The organism is Polluticoccus soli (assembly GCF_029269745.1).
Lineage (GTDB): Bacteria > Bacteroidota > Bacteroidia > Chitinophagales > Chitinophagaceae > Polluticoccus > Polluticoccus soli.
Map to the genome: position 1 here is coordinate 1,980,315 of NZ_JARJHT010000001.1, position 14,547 is coordinate 1,994,861.

At 47.4% G+C, this 14,547-nt stretch carries 17 protein-coding genes and 1 tRNA gene; 11 read left to right on the forward strand and 7 right to left on the reverse strand.

The window, feature by feature from the left end; genetic code table 11:
• Complete coding sequence (hpt, locus tag P2W83_RS08720) at positions 1-540, forward strand: hypoxanthine phosphoribosyltransferase (protein WP_276133332.1); 540 nt, start codon at positions 1-3, stop codon at positions 538-540.
• Here hpt and P2W83_RS08725 read toward each other — a convergent pair.
• A complete protein-coding gene (locus tag P2W83_RS08725) occupies positions 519-1,361 on the reverse strand; it encodes a 1,4-dihydroxy-6-naphtoate synthase (RefSeq protein WP_276133333.1) in 843 nt (280 codons plus the stop codon). The genes hpt and P2W83_RS08725 overlap by 22 nt on opposite strands.
• 165 nt (positions 1,362-1,526) lie before the next feature.
• Here P2W83_RS08725 and P2W83_RS08730 point away from each other — a divergent pair, with 165 nt between their 5' ends.
• The 3 genes from P2W83_RS08730 to P2W83_RS08740 all read left to right on the forward strand — a co-directional run bounded on the left by P2W83_RS08730 (position 1,527) and on the right by P2W83_RS08740 (position 5,267).
• Positions 1,527-2,270: a nucleotidyltransferase gene (locus P2W83_RS08730; protein ID WP_276133334.1), complete on the forward strand. Its 744-nt coding sequence runs from the start codon at positions 1,527-1,529 to the stop codon at positions 2,268-2,270.
• A 3-nt stretch (positions 2,271-2,273) separates the two neighbouring features.
• Positions 2,274-3,014, forward strand: a complete 741-nt coding sequence (locus tag P2W83_RS08735; protein WP_276133335.1) for a metallophosphoesterase family protein — start codon at positions 2,274-2,276, stop codon at positions 3,012-3,014.
• A gap of 360 nt (positions 3,015-3,374) precedes the next feature.
• Positions 3,375-5,267: a chloride channel protein gene (locus tag P2W83_RS08740; RefSeq protein WP_276133336.1), complete on the forward strand. Its 1,893-nt coding sequence runs from the start codon at positions 3,375-3,377 to the stop codon at positions 5,265-5,267.
• A gap of 52 nt (positions 5,268-5,319) precedes the next feature.
• Here P2W83_RS08740 and P2W83_RS08745 read toward each other — a convergent pair whose 3' ends face one another.
• Together P2W83_RS08745 and P2W83_RS08750 are read right to left on the reverse strand one after the other, a co-directional pair.
• On the reverse strand, positions 5,320-6,585 hold the full coding sequence (locus tag P2W83_RS08745; RefSeq protein ID WP_276133337.1) for a DEAD/DEAH box helicase: 1,266 nt from the start codon (positions 6,583-6,585) through the stop codon (positions 5,320-5,322).
• Between the two features lie 136 nt (positions 6,586-6,721).
• Positions 6,722-8,050, reverse strand: coding sequence for a DEAD/DEAH box helicase (locus P2W83_RS08750; RefSeq protein WP_276133338.1), 1,329 nt, complete (start codon positions 8,048-8,050; stop codon positions 6,722-6,724).
• Between the two features lie 91 nt (positions 8,051-8,141).
• Between P2W83_RS08750 and P2W83_RS08755 the strand changes: the two genes are divergently transcribed.
• From P2W83_RS08755 to P2W83_RS08775, 5 genes are all read left to right on the forward strand, one after another.
• Positions 8,142-8,218, forward strand: a tRNA-Pro gene (locus P2W83_RS08755).
• Positions 8,219-8,291: 73 nt separating this feature from the next.
• The gene (locus tag P2W83_RS08760) at positions 8,292-9,086 is read left to right on the forward strand and encodes a HipA family kinase (RefSeq protein WP_276133339.1); all 795 of its coding nucleotides are present in this window, start codon (positions 8,292-8,294) and stop codon (positions 9,084-9,086) included.
• Positions 9,064-9,447: a DUF3037 domain-containing protein gene (locus tag P2W83_RS08765; RefSeq protein WP_276133340.1), complete on the forward strand. Its 384-nt coding sequence runs from the start codon at positions 9,064-9,066 to the stop codon at positions 9,445-9,447. Before P2W83_RS08760 ends, P2W83_RS08765 begins: the two co-directional genes overlap by 23 nt.
• A 60-nt stretch (positions 9,448-9,507) precedes the next feature.
• Complete coding sequence (locus P2W83_RS08770) at positions 9,508-10,209, forward strand: BON domain-containing protein (protein ID WP_276133341.1); 702 nt, start codon at positions 9,508-9,510, stop codon at positions 10,207-10,209.
• A gap of 70 nt (positions 10,210-10,279) precedes the next feature.
• On the forward strand, positions 10,280-10,921 hold the full coding sequence (locus P2W83_RS08775) for an START domain-containing protein (RefSeq protein ID WP_276133342.1): 642 nt from the start codon (positions 10,280-10,282) through the stop codon (positions 10,919-10,921).
• Here the strand turns inward: P2W83_RS08775 and folE are convergent.
• Positions 10,918-11,514: a GTP cyclohydrolase I FolE gene (gene folE / locus P2W83_RS08780; RefSeq protein WP_276133343.1), complete on the reverse strand. Its 597-nt coding sequence runs from the start codon at positions 11,512-11,514 to the stop codon at positions 10,918-10,920. The genes P2W83_RS08775 and folE overlap by 4 nt on opposite strands.
• 28 nt (positions 11,515-11,542) lie before the next feature.
• Positions 11,543-11,953, reverse strand: coding sequence for a 6-pyruvoyl trahydropterin synthase family protein (locus tag P2W83_RS08785; RefSeq protein WP_276133344.1), 411 nt, complete (start codon positions 11,951-11,953; stop codon positions 11,543-11,545).
• Between the two features lie 67 nt (positions 11,954-12,020).
• Here P2W83_RS08785 and mqnB point away from each other — a divergent pair, with 67 nt between their 5' ends.
• Together mqnB and P2W83_RS08795 are read left to right on the forward strand one after the other, a co-directional pair.
• A complete protein-coding gene (gene mqnB / locus P2W83_RS08790; protein WP_276133345.1) occupies positions 12,021-12,695 on the forward strand; it encodes a futalosine hydrolase in 675 nt (224 codons plus the stop codon).
• A gap of 184 nt (positions 12,696-12,879) precedes the next feature.
• A complete protein-coding gene (locus tag P2W83_RS08795) occupies positions 12,880-13,299 on the forward strand; it encodes a DUF3276 family protein (RefSeq protein ID WP_276133346.1) in 420 nt (139 codons plus the stop codon).
• 71 nt (positions 13,300-13,370) lie between these two features.
• Here the strand turns inward: P2W83_RS08795 and P2W83_RS08800 are convergent, their stop codons facing one another.
• Entirely contained in the window at positions 13,371-13,658 is a 288-nt protein-coding gene (locus tag P2W83_RS08800) for a DUF3098 domain-containing protein (protein WP_276133347.1), read from the reverse strand.
• Between the two features lie 24 nt (positions 13,659-13,682).
• Entirely contained in the window at positions 13,683-14,540 is an 858-nt protein-coding gene (locus tag P2W83_RS08805; RefSeq protein ID WP_276133348.1) for a cell division protein FtsX, read from the reverse strand.
• Positions 14,541-14,547 lie beyond the last annotated feature (7 nt).

A 14,547-nucleotide genomic window follows, 5' to 3' on the forward strand; every position in this document is an offset into this window, starting at 1 on the left:
ATGCAAAAGATACAGGTACACGATAAATGGTTTGAACCTTACATCTCGAAGGAAAAGATCTCTGCTCGTGTAGCCGATGTTGCAACGCAGATCAGTATTGAACTGGACGGGCTAAATCCCTTGTGTATTGGCATCCTCAATGGCTCTTTCATATTTGCTGCTGATCTGTTTCGTTCTCTTTCAATCGACGCGGAGATATCTTTTATTAAACTGGCGTCTTATAAAGGCACGTCGTCAACGGGTAGCATCGTTACTGCTATAGGCCTTGATGAGAATCTATACGATAGGCATATCATTATCATAGAAGACATCATCGACACTGGCAAAACACTGAGCGCGTTTCTTCCAGAGATCATTCAACGCCACCCTGCATCAATACGCATCGCTGCATTCCTGACTAAGCCAGAAGCATTGCAGCATGATATACACGCAGACTTTGTTGCTTTTGAAATACCTGATCGTTTTGTAGTGGGTTACGGCCTCGACTATGACGGCTTGGGAAGAAACCTGCCTGAACTCTACATTCTTTCCGAGGAATAGAAGATCGACTCCGGCATTTTATCAATGATGCCGGCTTCTACCGCTTTTTCAAACAGCGTATTGATCGCTTGCCTGCCATCAATTCCCAGATCATCCGTGTATTCGTTTACATACAGCTTAATGTGCTTGCGCATCACGTCTTCATCCATTTCCTGCGCATTGTTCGTTACAAATTCACTCAGCCCAGGATAACAATTCCAAGAATAAGCTAGGCTGCGTTGTATGATATCATCAACCAATGCACACACTTCCGGAGAGAAATTTCGTTTGATGACGATGCCACCCAATGGTATAGCCGCATGCATATTCTGCTCCCACCAATCACCAAGGTCGGCTAGTTTTAACAAACCCTTCTGTTGGTAGGTAAACCTGCTTTCGTGAATGATGAGCCCCGCGTCATATTTACCGTTGAGTACAGCCTCTTCGATCTCGCTGAAGACGATCTCTTCTTTATTCCTGGCTTTGGGGTAGGCTAGTGATAGCAAAAGATTAGCTGTTGTGTTTACACCGGGTATCGCAATCCGCATGTCTGCGATCTCGGCAGTATTGGCATTGGGTGCCGTTATTAGCAGAGGTCCAACACCTTTACCGAGTGCACTACCGCTGTGCAGTAGCGCATACTTGTCAACCGTATGTAAAAACGCATTGTAGCTGAGCTTGGTAACGTCGAGCTTGCCTTCGGCAGCCCATCGGTTTAGCGTCTCCACGTCTTCCAGAACATACTCAAACTCAAGTCCTTTCGTATCGATCTTTCCATTGATCATGGCATCGAATATGAACGTATCGTTGGGGCAGGGACTAAAGCCGATGGTCAGTTTCATGCATGCAAGTTAGACCAACCATGCCGATCTCTTAATACCTTTTAACAATAATGTTATCTGTCAATTATCTTATTGTTACTGGCATGTTTTTTACACCTGCAATAAATGAAAAGAAGAATGGATTAAAAGGCATTGATATTGAACATTTGACGAAATTGATGATGTATGGCAATGACAGAAGAACAAAAGGCGAAAGCCCAGGCTTTCTATACGGAAGCGCTTGGGTTGCTCAACGAAAGCGGCGTGGATTACTTATTAGGTGGTGGATTTGCAATGTTTCATTACACTAGGATATACCGGGATACTAAGGACCTGGATATATTTTGTAAAGCGAGCGACTGTCCCAAGGTCATTAAGTTTTTTGCCGAGCGCGGATACAAGACGACCTTGCATGATGCCCGATGGATAGCGAAGGTCTTTAAGGATGAGCATTATATCGACATCATCTACGATACGGTGAACAACATCTGTACTGTTGACGACTCCTGGTTTGAGCACGCGGAAACAGGCGAGTTTGCTAATATGCCCGTTAAGTTCATTTCCGCCGAAGACTTGGTATGGTGCAAATGCTATGTACAAAACCGTGAGCGTTATGATGGTGCTGATATCAATCACATACTGCTGAAGTATGGTAAGCATATGGATTGGAAACGCTTGCTGAACAGGGTAGACCGGCACTGGCAACTCTTACTATCGCACCTGGTGATGTTCCAGTTCGTTTATCCGTCAGAGTACCAGGATATAATACCAAGATGGTTGTTTGAAGAACTGCTGAGCCGAGCGAAGGACCAATATGAACTGCCATCAGCGCAAGAGCGTGTATGCCGTGGCCCGATTGTTGACAACACACAGTATTGTGTTGATATTAAAGAGTGGAATTACAAATCGTGTACTATAATGACGATCTAACCAATGTCAGACGAGAACCGTAAAGTCAGAATTGCAGCTGTTGGTGATATCCATGTCCGCGAAAGTGATAAAGGAAAATGGGCGCCACTTTTTCGTGAGGTGTCCAGGGTAGCCGATGTATTACTCATATGCGGCGACCTTACCGATACCGGGGATGAGGGCGAAGCCCAGGTGCTTGCAGAAGAACTGGGCTCATGCACCATACCGGTAGTAGGTGTGTTGGGAAATCATGACCACGAAAAAGGCCGCCACAAGCTGATACGGCATATAGTGCAGAACGCTAAGATGCATGTGCTGGATGGCGAAAGCGTTGTAATTGAAGGTATTGGTTTTGCGGGTGTTAAAGGCTTCGGTGGCGGTTTCGACAACTACATGCTGTCTATGTTTGGCGAAGGGGCCATGAAAGCTTTCGTGCAAGAAGCTGTGGATGAAGCACTTCACCTGGAGCGGGCGCTGGCACGTTTAGACCAGGAGTATGGCGTTGAGAAGAAGATAGCAGTAATGCACTACTCACCTGTAAAAGAAACAGTTGTAGGCGAGCCTGAGGCTATTTATCCTTTTCTTGGGTCTTCACGTTTGGCTGAGCCTTTGATACGCCGCAAGGTAATTGCCGCATTTCATGGGCACGCTCATGTCGGCACTATTGAAGCTGAATTGCCGGGTGGTACCAAGGTTTATAATGTTGCCAAGCCGATCCTGGACAAGCTCGGTTACGAGCATCCCTTCTTTCTCTTCGAGGTCTGAAAAATTGTTACAACAACGTAGGTGACTTTGAACGAGAGCCTTTTCTGCATTGGTTTTGGCAGCCAAATTGTTTCAATTTGTAACAATACGGCACCTTGTTCTCCTTGACATTCTCATTGGGTCGCAGGGTTTATATATCAAAGAGCTTTATGACCAGACTTGCATTTTATAGCAAATTTACGTCATTTTAATATTAAATAGAAAGTTGGTATCTATATTTTGTGCATTGGTTACTCTTTATTTTAATGAGGTTTTAAGGTCATAGCGGCAGTTATGACGCTATACCTCCTCCGTAGGGTCTAACTTTGCAGCGCCGATGCACCGCTTCGATCGGTGCGTGAAAAGTTGGTCTTGAGAGATATGTCTAAACCATTGGTTACTCACGATAACCGGGGCGGTATCCCGGTTTCTCCTTCGCTTACAACAGAATTTGCAGATGAAGAACTTTTGGCTGAAGACCAGCCGGTCAGCAAGCGCGTATTTTTTCTTAGCCTGCAGGCGATCATCAACGCGGTCGTTATTGGATTGGTCGCGAAGGTGTTGGTAATGTTGATATCGTTGTTTACCAACCTCGCATTTTATCAGAAATTTTCATTTGAAGAAGTATCGCCCGCCGGACACTCTCTCGGCATGCTGGTTGTTGTTGTGCCAATAATAGGTGGACTTATAGTGGGCATAATGGCGCGCTATGGGTCTGCTGCCATACGAGGCCATGGTATCCCCGAAGCTATGGAGCAGGTGCTGGTCAATGAAAGCCGCATCAAACCTGCTATTACTTTTCTTAAGCCGTTGTCTGCTGCTATTTCCATCGGTACAGGTGGGCCATTTGGAGCCGAGGGCCCGATCATTGCAACGGGCGGCGCTTTTGGTTCTCTTACCGGGCAAATAAGGCGCGTTACTGCCAACGAGCGCAAGGTATTGCTTGCAGCAGGCGCTACAGCAGGTATGTCGGCGATATTTGGCACCCCTGTCGCTGCAGTGTTGCTTGCTATAGAATTATTGTTGTTCGAATTTTCTCCGCGTTCTATCATACCGGTTGCACTGGCCTGTGTTACAGGATCAGCCATGCACTATGCCATATTTGGTACAGAGCCGGTATTTCCTATGCTGGCCATTCCGGAACCCGATGGTATAGCAATGGTTACCTACGTGGTTTTGGGTGCATTGGTTGGTGTGGCTGCATCGTTTGTGTCAAAAGCAGTTTATGCGGTGGAAGACCTGTTTGAGCACCTGCCGATACATTGGATGTGGTGGCCTGCTATAGGAGCCATTGCTGTCGGAGTCGTAGGGTATTTTGCACCCCTTACGCTAGGCGTTGGTTATAGCAACATCACCTATATGCTTTCAGGCAATGTTCCGGTGACCATTATGTTGTCACTATGCCTGTTGAAATTCACCTCCTGGGTTATATCATTGGGTAGTGGTACATCGGGAGGTACGCTTGCGCCCTTACTTACCATCGGTGGTGCTTTGGGTGGACTACTCGGCGTAGCAACACTTGCGGCAATGCCAGGCAGCAACATCAATATCGCTACCTGTGTTTTGATAGGCATGGCTGCGATGTTCGCGGGAGCGTCGCGTGCATTGCTTACTTCTGTTGTGTTTGCTCTTGAGACCACCATGCAGCCGCATGGACTATTGCCGTTACTGGGCGCTTGTACAGCTTCTTACTTCGTCTCGTTCTTCTTAATGAAAGGCAGCATCATGACCGAGAAAATAGAACGCCGCGGAGTATTCGCACCTAACTCGTATGAGCCGGATATACTGCAGAAAGTGAACGTGAAGCAAGTATATAGCGAGGATGTTAATGTTCTACTGAACACAAATACGTTGAAGCAAGTACGCGAATGGATAAAAGAAAGAGCAACCGAAGGCGAACCCGCTATGGCTTTTATAGTTGTAGATGAAAATGGAAGGTTGACAGGCATCGCACAACGCGCAGATATCTTCAATAAAAACCTACCCGATGATATGGTTGTGCAGGAACTCGCGCAGAAGGCTGCTCCGCATGTTTATCCTGAAAACAGGTTGAGCCTTGCAGTGGATATGATGGATAAATACACCTGCGATATTTTGCCGGTAGTAAAACATGGAGCAGCAAAACAGGTACTAGGTGTGCTGACGCACAAAGAGATATTTATGGCCTACAGGCTGCGCCGCGATGAGAATGAATTATACAAGCGCGCGATCTCAATAAAGCGCAGTGGTATAAAGATCATCCTGAGAGGGAAGCAGTTGCTTAATAGGGATTAGTTTTGTCAAAACATGCTAACAAAAAAGGCTGCATCTATTGATGCAGCCTTTTTTATGAGGGTTTCTTGCCCGATCTGTGTTTATTAAAATGCCTTTGTGGTCGTTGTTGTGAAACAATGTTTGCATCTGTCCTCTTCACCACATCTTTGCCCTTAGGCAGTCGGATGTTCACCATGCCTGGTTCAGGCATTGGGTAGGGATGATCTTTGATCACCGGGATCGTGAGGCCTATAAGCTTTTGGATCGCTTTCAGGTCATCAAATTCTTCCGATGTATCGCAAAACGAGATTGCTGTACCGCTTGCGCCGGCCCTTCCTGTTCGGCCTATACGGTGTACATATGTTTCGGGCACATTAGGCAGCTCATAGTTGATAACATGCGATAGCGCCTCGACATCAATACCACGCGCAGCAATATCGGTGGCAACCAATACGCGGGTAGCGCCTGATTTGAAATTGCCCAGCGCACGCTGGCGTGCACCCTGCGATTTATCGCCGTGTATGGCTTCGGCAGGCACACCTGATTTGTGCAGGTCGCGTGCTACGCGATCGGCACCGTGTTTTGTACGGGTAAATACAAGAACGCTTTTTATGGCATCATTGCGAAGGATGGAAACCAGCAGTTTTTTCTTGTTCGATTTTTCTACGAACAACATGTACTGTTTGATCTTCTCCGCCGTAGACGAAACGGGAGTCACTTCTACTTTTTCCGGATTGACCAGGATCGTATCAGCCAGCTTTTGTATCTCTGGGGGCATGGTGGCCGAGAAGAACAATGTCTGCCTTTCTTTTGGCAGGCGCGCTACAACTCTTTTCACATCATGAATAAAACCCATATCGAGCATCCTGTCGGCTTCATCCAACACGAATATTTCAATGTCATTAAGGTTGATGAATTTCTGGTCCATTAGGTCGAGCAGGCGGCCCGGGGTAGCTACCAGTATATCAATGCCGTCTTTCAGCGCTTTGGTTTGTGGTCCTTGTGGTACACCTCCAAATATCACAACATGTTTCAGCGGTAGTTTGCGGCCATAGGCTGCAATGCTTTCACCTATTTGTATAGCCAGCTCACGTGTCGGCGTCAGTATCAATGTTCTGATCTTTCGGTGGCCTTGTTGTGGGGCTTCGTTCAGCAATTGTAATATGGGAATCGAGAAAGCCGCTGTTTTACCGGTGCCGGTCTGGGCGCAACCCAACAGGTCTTTACCTGCCAGTGCTATGGGAATTGCTTCCTGTTGAATAGGGGTTGGTGTGGTATATCCTTCTTGTTGCAATGCTTCCAATATGGGCGCAACAAGGTTTAAATCTTGAAATGTCATTGTTTCATTAATGAGCTGGGAAAACTAAAAGGTAGGAGACTCAGCGTGTATATAATTTGCAAAGATACGAAAACGCAGCCAGCTGCAGGCTTGCTGATATGTTAAAACGCTTTATGGACAGCCATTTAGGCAGAAATTACCTCGCTACCTCGATCCTCACCTTCTTACCTTTGATCTTTTCGGGTTTGATAAGGTGCAGGGTATTGGTGGCCTTGGAGCGTCGAATAGCTACAAATGAGAAAAAGTCTTTGACATCTATCAGCCCGATGTCTTCTTTTTTCAACTGTCCTTTATTGGACAGGAAGCCTACGATGTCGATCTTATTCACCTTGTCCTTTTTGCCAGCTGCAATAAAGAGTGTTACCCAATCTGGCTTGGCAGGAATGGGGCTGTTTTCTTTTAGTTGTATTTCCTCAACTTCTTCGGTGATGTATTCTGGCACTTTTTCCTCCTGCGACAGAATAAGTATGGCTGTACCGCTGGCATCCATACGTGCCGTACGGCCATTGCGGTGGGTGAATATTTCCGCGGTGTGCGGCAGGTGGTAGTGGATGATGTAACGAATGTTGGGTATATCCAGGCCGCGTGCTGCAATGTCCGTGGTCACCAGGAAATTGACGCTGCCATTGCGGAATTTGCTAAGAGCGCTGTCGCGTTCACGCTGTTCCATCGCGCCGTGGTAAAACTCGTTGAGAATGCCTTTTTCGGTCAGCATCCTACTGGTACGCTCTACCGACTCGCGGTGGTTGCAGAAAATAATGCTCGACCTGTTGCCGATCGAACACAACAGCTCGAACAGGGTTTCGACCTTGTCCTTATCGGCCGATTGAATGGTTTTGATATCCAGTCCTGCGGATTCTTCATTTTTCAGGTGCAGGAAGTTGAGAATAGCATGTTCTTCCAGTCCTACAAATTCGGGTACCTCCACAGCTTCGGTGGCCGAAGTGAGTATACGTCGGTTGATATTGGGCAGCGAGCTGATGATGAATTCCATCTCTTCTGTGAAACCCATGTCCAACGATTTGTCGAATTCATCAAGTATCAGCGTTTCTATAGCATCGACAGTTATATTCTTACGGCGTATGTGATCACCCAGGCGGCCGGGCGTGCCCACGATGACAACAGGCGCCTCTACTAGGTTATTCTCTTCGGTCTCGCGTTTATGCCCACCATAGCAGCTTGTTATCTTCAGGCCAGTGCCCATAGATCGGAAAACCTGCTCTATTTGTTGCGCCAGCTCGCGCGAAGGCACCACGATCAGCGCCTGCGTTTTACGGGCTGCGGGGTCAAGCGATTCCAGCGCCGGCAGCAGAAAAGCCAGCGTCTTGCCAGATCCCGTAGCTGATAACAACACAATGTCGTTGTGCTTTTCGTGGGCTACGAGAGATGCTTCCTGCATTTCGTTGAGGGCATCGATCTTCAGGTTGGCCAGTATTTTGTCGAATGAGAATTTTTTCTGCTGCATGCCTCGCAAAATTAGGCTTCTTTATCGGGACCACCCGTATTAAGTAGCTCAAAAACGAAAATCGTATTATCTTTGCCATCCCCAATCGGTTCGGGAAGTGGCGCAGCCCGGTAGCGCACTTGTATGGGGTGCAAGGGGTCGCAAGTTCGAATCTTGTCTTCCCGACCAAACGAAAGCTCGGCAGTAATGCCGGGCTTTTTTGTTTTCGAAAAACAGGCAACCTATTTTTGAACCTCCCAATATGGCAACCAGGCAACCAGAACTCAGAACTGTCAACGTTACCCGTTATGTAACGCCGCTGCGCGAAGGTGGGTCGCTGCCTGCTATTGCCGAAGCTGACGATGACTTCCTGTATGTGCTTAAATTTCGTGGAGCGGGACAGGGACCCCGGGCGCTGATAGCGGAACTGATAGGTGGCGAGCTGGCACGGGCGCTTGGCCTAAAAATGCCGGAACTGGTATTTGCCAATCTCGATGCCGCTTTTGGGCGTACAGAGCCAGATGAGGAGATTCAAGACCTTCTGAAGGCAAGCGTAGGACTTAACCTTGCCGCGCATTACTTGCAAGGGGCTATTACCTACGATCCGGCAGTAACGACAATCGACACTGAATTAGCATCGAAAATTGTATGGCTGGATTGCCTGCTGATGAACGTAGACCGCACCTGCCGCAACACCAATATGTTGATGTGGCACCGCGAGCTGTGGGTGATTGACCATGGTGCATCGCTGTACTTTCACCATTCATGGTCTGACTGGCAGGCCAAGGCCAAACTGCCGTTTATTTATGTGAAAGACCATGTACTGTTACCTCAGGCTGCTAACATGGAGGATGCTGATAAGATATGTCACTCGTTAGTGAGCGCTGAGTTGATACGCGGCATTGTTGCGTTAATTCCCGATGAGTGGCTTACAGAATCGCCCTTCTCATCGCCGGAAGAACATAAAGCAGCCTACGCAGAATTTTTAGAGACCAGACTGGCTCATTCGGATATTTTTGTAAAAGAAGCACAACATGCAAGAGCAGCACTTATTTGAATACGCCGTCATCCGCGTAGTTCCGCGGGTAGAACGTGAGGAATTCCTCAACGTAGGTGTAGTGTTGTATTGCGCCGGGCAGAAATTTCTGAGCTGCAGGTATATTGTAGACGAAGCAAAACTGAAAGCCTTTGGCTGCGAGCCCGACTGCGAGCAACTGAAACAATACCTTTCTGCTATGCAACGCATATGCGCCGGTAGTCCGGATTCCGGTCCTATTGGCAAATTGGGCATTGCAGAACGTTTTCGTTGGCTGACCGCTATCCGCAGTACGATAGTGCAAACCTCAAGAGTGCACACAGGTTTTTGTCACAATGCGGGAGATGAACTGGCGAAGCTGTTTGAGCAGCTGGTGATGTAGGGGAGACCCAATTTCGGCTGGTACAATTTTATTGCCTCTAGTGTAATAATATCCAGCACTATGGCATACGACTATCGAAACCATCCGCATCCCCGTTTCTCCAACTGGAGCGAAGACCCAAACTACCGCAATGAGCGCAGGGAAGGCCGCGGGCAAAATATAAGCGGCGATAATAACTACGGCATTGATAATGACCTTGATTACCGCTTTCGCGAGCAGTCATGGCGTCCTGATCTGCCGGCACACTATCCTTCTGAACCTCACCCCATCAATGCGGCCTTTGGCACCCGGATGGGCAATTTTGGCCAGATCATTTACGATCCTACATATGGCATCGACAGCTTTGGCTACCACAATGATGTGAGAGGGCCCGGCTATTATCGTGATAATGTATCAGCAAGCAACCGTGAGGCTCCACAGGATCACCGGGGCAAAGGACCTAAAAACTACCTACGTTCAGATGAGCGTATCAGTGAGGATATTAACGACCGGTTGCACGACGATCCCTATGTTGACGCCTCAAACATAGAGGTCGAGATCGACAAAGCTGAAGTGATACTCAGTGGTACGGTTAACGATATCAATGCAAAACGCCGGGCGGCCTATTTGGCTGAGGAAGTGCGTGGTGTACGTAATGTGGAGAATCGCATCCGGGTGCGTAACGGAGACGAACAGGAATATAAATACCCAACGGCCACCACCACAGGCGGTGCAATTAATACGGACAGCAAAGCCGAGCGTGACCCGCGGGACAAAAAATAATCTGATAATAAAGCCTTTAGTATTCTAAAGGCTTTATTATTTCGTAACTTCAAAACGAAGGTAAATGAGTATGAAAAGGATATTATTGTTGGTTTCTATTTGTTATTCGATGGTCTCTACTGCGCACCAGCATAATTGGGAATTGAAAAAGCAGGACGGTGCGCTTAAAATATATACCGGTACAGCCGAAGTGTCTAAGGTAAAGGCACTCAAGGTTGAATACATACTGAATGCATCCTTGTCAACATTTGCTGCAACCTTGCTGGATGTTGAGGGGCAGGCTGCATGGGTGTATAGCACTAAGTCGTCTTCGCTGCTGAAGAGAGTAAATGACAGCGAGTTTATCGCTTATTCTGAAAAGGTGATGCCTACGCCGTTCTCTAACCGCGACCTGATCACTAAGGTGCACATGCACCAGGATCCTGCGACAAAAGTTCTAACCATTAATGTATTGGGGTTGCCCAACTATATTCCTGAAAAGGATGGGCTGGTGCGCGTACCTATGGCAAGAGCGCGTTGGACGCTTACGCCAATTAGTAGTAACCAGGTAAAGGTAGAATACATTGCAGAGGCTGAGCCTGGAGGCTCTATACCTGCATGGGTTGCCAATCTCTTCCTGCTAAAAGGGCCTACAGAAAGCTTCAAACGACTGAGCGCAATAGTGCAGCAGCCCAAATACAGGAATGCTACCGTAAGTTTTATAGAAAACTAGTTCAGCTTCGCTGTTATCAGCCTCAGAAATTCTGAGCGTGTTTCGTTCATTTCAAACTGGCCACTGAAAGCTGAAGTTGTTGTAACGCTATTCTGCTTAGATACACCACGCATCATCATGCACAGGTGTTGCGCTTCGATAACTACTGCCACACCTAATGGATTCAGTGTTTCCTGTATCACATCCAGTATCTGGTGCGTCATGCGCTCCTGCACCTGCAGGCGGCGGGCATAAGTATCTACTACGCGTGCTATCTTGCTGAGGCCTGTGATGTATCCATTGGGTATATAAGCAACATGTGCTTTCCCGAAGAACGGCAGCATATGGTGCTCGCACATAGAGTAAAGTTCGATATCCTTTACGATCACCATTTCGCTATACGACTCATGGAACTTGGCTTGTTCCAGGATAGCTTTCGCGTCGGTTTTATAGCCCTGCGTGATATACAGCATGGCTTTGGCAATACGCTCTGGCGTTTTCAGCAGGCCTTCGCGTTCTGCGTCTTCACCTAAATTTTCAATGATGGAACGGTAATGTTCCTTCATATTGTCAATTGTCTCTTCGTGAAAATGCTCAGTCTTTTTGTATGCCACCGGATATCAGATTATAGATTAGTAAGGACTAGCCGAAATATTCGACATATATGCGAGGGGTTTCATACAACTTCACGCAATGAAGCTGCGCCCCCTGTTTCTCGATGTGTGGTTTCAGCTCGTTCCAGATACCAATAGCAAAATTCTCAGCGCTGGTCAGCTTGCCGGTCATGAAATCAACGTCCAAATTCAGGTTACGATGGTCAACGCGTTCTACGATCACGTCTTTTATCAGGTCGCCCAAGGTCTTTGCGTTGAAGATGAAACCGGTCTCTGGATGGGGATTGCCTTTAACGGTTAGGTGCAGTTCATAATTGTGGCCGTGCCAATTGGCATTAGCGCACTTTCCAAACACTTCACGATTTTGATCTTCGCTCCAGTTCTCGTTATACAGTCGGTGGGCAGCATTAAAATGTTCCACACGTGTCAGGTAAACCATTTTCTTGAATTATCGTGCAAAATTAGCTTTACATAATGGTTTGGACAAAAATGCGCTATTTTGTAGTATGAATATCCTGCTCGCAGCAGCCACAGAAGCCGAAATAGCCCCATCGATACAACAAATAGCAACCAGCTGGCAACAGGTGGACCCGAGGGTTTTCCAGCGGCAGGGCAAGAGGCTGACGGTTTGCATTACGGGTGTTGGTATGATGGCAACTGCCTACCATTTGGCCAAAGCTTGCTCAGCGACCCGCTTCGATATGGCCCTGCAGGCGGGCATTGGAGGGGCTTTTCACAGGCAGATAAACCTCGGGGATCTCGTTTTTGTGCGTTCTGAACAGCTGGGCGACCTCGGCGCTGAGGATGGCGAAGCTTACCTGGACATTTTCGAATTGGGTCTTTTGCAGCACAATGAGCTGCCGTTTACGGGAGGACGTCTGGCGGCTCCCACTGCGGATTTCCATAAGTTAATAGACCTCCCACCGGTAGATGGCCTTACAGTAAACATGGTGAGTGGTAACGAGGCATCGATCATCAGGCTGGCCGAGCGGTACCAGTGCGGGGTGGAGAGCATGGAGGGCGCTGCCTTCCATTATGTATGCCTGCAAGAGGGCATACCCTTTGCCCAGGTGCGCGCAATTTCCAACTACATCGAGCGCCGCAACCGCGCCAACTGGAAAATAGGCGATGCAATTACCAATCTTAATAGCTGGCTGGTGTCATTTGTCGGGCGCCTGTAAGAAAATGACAAAAACCATTAAATGTTGGATAAAATAATGCGTTGTGTGTTGGAATTGTAGGAAATTGCTATATCTTGTGTCCCATTCATTTATAACTCATTAGTGTGGCCAATTAATTTGGATAAGTCGCTTTCTTAATTAATTTTGCCAACGTTAAAAATCACAAATAAAAAAACACAGAACTGTGGCGTACGACAACAAAAATTTTAACGGCGATAACCGCAATAACTTCAACGGCGAGAATCGTAATAACGAGAGCATGTTCAGCAAGCGTATAAAGGCTGGCAAGAGAAGGACTTATTTCTTCGACGTACGTGCTACCCGCGGTAACGATTATTTCATCACTATCACCGAAAGCAAAAAACGTTTCGACGACAACGGTTACGACAGGCACAAAATGTTCCTGTACAAAGAAGATTTCAACAAGTTCCTGAATGCACTGACTGAAACTATCGGTTATGTGAAGACAGACCTGATGCCTGATTTCGACTTCGACGCTTACAACCACGACCAGGATAGCGAAGAAGGCGTGCCTGCTTCAGCTTCTATCGAAGCTTCTGAAGAAGGAAGCAGCAGCGTTAGCGTTGACGACTGGAAAATGTAATCGGTAACACACGATATAAATAATAAAGCCTTCCATTTGGAAGGCTTTATTATTTTATGCTTTAGCCGGTTTTATTCGGCCGAATCAGAAGCTGGTTTTTTCATGATAGCATACACTTCTACACCAAATCCGATCAGGATCAGCAGCGGAGCCAGCGTAATACGGCGGAAGCTGTATATCTCATCATAGTTGAACTGGTGCGGGTCAGGGCTTTTGCCACCGCTCATCAGCAGGAAACCTAAGAGGATCAGCGCCACGCCGCCTATCATCCACATGTAATTGCTTTTATCGAATAGAAACGTCTGGTGCCCGGTCGTCTTTTTTGTTGTTGTAGTAGTGGTTTTGGTTGTAGTAGCCATAAAACAATATTATCGAAAAGAATTTTAATAAAGGTCGTCAACGTGCATTTTGAGGTATTTCACCACCGAGCGGTGCGTGCTCACCACTGAGATGAGGATGCCCATCAGCACCATGCCTACCATCAGTACGGTCAGCAGAATAGGATCGTTCAGTGCCTTTAATGAAGGCAGCTGGGTTTGTGCGAACGAAATAACCATCCAAAGACCTATAACTGAGATCAGTCCGCTGAGCAGGCCATTGATAATAGCGCGGCGATCGAACGGGCGGGTGATGAACCAGCGTGTAGCGCCCACCATCTGCATGGTTTTGATCAGGAAACGATTGCTGAACATAGCCAGGCGAACGGTGTTGTCAATAAGTATGATCACTACGCCAAACAGCAGCAGCGAGATAGCGCCCAGTATCAATCCCAGTTTCTGGAAATTGCTGTTCATTTTCTCTACAACCGTATTGGGGTAAGTAACGTCGCGAACAATGTTGCTCTGCATTACGAACTTACCGATCTTTTCCAGGCTGTCCTTGTTTACATAGTCGGAATGCAGGTTGACCAGTATAGAAGAGTACAACGGGTTGAAGTCTAGCAGTTCCTTGTAATCCTCACCGCCGTCCTGTACAAAGCGCGCTGCAGCCTCTTCCTTTGTCACGATCTCGGTCTTTTTCACCCAAGGCTGCTTGTCCAGGATATTCTTCAGGGCCTGTATATTCTCAGGGCGGGTGTTATCGTGTACGATAACATCTACCTGGATGTCTTCGCGGAAGGCGCGGCTAAGTGAGCGCCCGTTGAGGACCAGCCAGCCAAGCGTGCCCAGCAGGAATAATACCAGCGATATGCCGATGACGGCATACACGTAGGATGGTTTTGCTTTTTTGTTAGTTGACATGGATATC

Bases quoted from the DNA above. Each gene is read 5' to 3' on its own strand.
- P2W83_RS08760 (WP_276133339.1), top strand. From the start codon at position 8,292: ATGGCAACCAGGCAACCAGAACTCAGAACTGTCAACGTTACCCGTTAT.
- mqnB (WP_276133345.1), top strand. From the start codon at position 12,021: ATGAATATCCTGCTCGCAGCAGCCACAGAAGCCGAAATAGCCCCATCG.
- P2W83_RS08785 (WP_276133344.1), bottom strand. From the start codon at position 11,953: ATGGTTTACCTGACACGTGTGGAACATTTTAATGCTGCCCACCGACTG.
- P2W83_RS08745 (WP_276133337.1), bottom strand. From the start codon at position 6,585: ATGACATTTCAAGATTTAAACCTTGTTGCGCCCATATTGGAAGCATTG.
- P2W83_RS08775 (WP_276133342.1), top strand. From the start codon at position 10,280: ATGAAAAGGATATTATTGTTGGTTTCTATTTGTTATTCGATGGTCTCT.
- P2W83_RS08725 (WP_276133333.1), bottom strand. From the start codon at position 1,361: ATGAAACTGACCATCGGCTTTAGTCCCTGCCCCAACGATACGTTCATA.
- P2W83_RS08730 (WP_276133334.1), top strand. From the start codon at position 1,527: ATGGCAATGACAGAAGAACAAAAGGCGAAAGCCCAGGCTTTCTATACG.
- hpt (WP_276133332.1), top strand. From the start codon at position 1: ATGCAAAAGATACAGGTACACGATAAATGGTTTGAACCTTACATCTCG.
- P2W83_RS08740 (WP_276133336.1), top strand. From the start codon at position 3,375: ATGTCTAAACCATTGGTTACTCACGATAACCGGGGCGGTATCCCGGTT.
- P2W83_RS08770 (WP_276133341.1), top strand. From the start codon at position 9,508: ATGGCATACGACTATCGAAACCATCCGCATCCCCGTTTCTCCAACTGG.
- P2W83_RS08805 (WP_276133348.1), bottom strand. From the start codon at position 14,540: ATGTCAACTAACAAAAAAGCAAAACCATCCTACGTGTATGCCGTCATC.
- P2W83_RS08765 (WP_276133340.1), top strand. From the start codon at position 9,064: ATGCAAGAGCAGCACTTATTTGAATACGCCGTCATCCGCGTAGTTCCG.
- P2W83_RS08735 (WP_276133335.1), top strand. From the start codon at position 2,274: ATGTCAGACGAGAACCGTAAAGTCAGAATTGCAGCTGTTGGTGATATC.
- P2W83_RS08750 (WP_276133338.1), bottom strand. From the start codon at position 8,050: ATGCAGCAGAAAAAATTCTCATTCGACAAAATACTGGCCAACCTGAAG.
- P2W83_RS08800 (WP_276133347.1), bottom strand. From the start codon at position 13,658: ATGGCTACTACAACCAAAACCACTACTACAACAACAAAAAAGACGACC.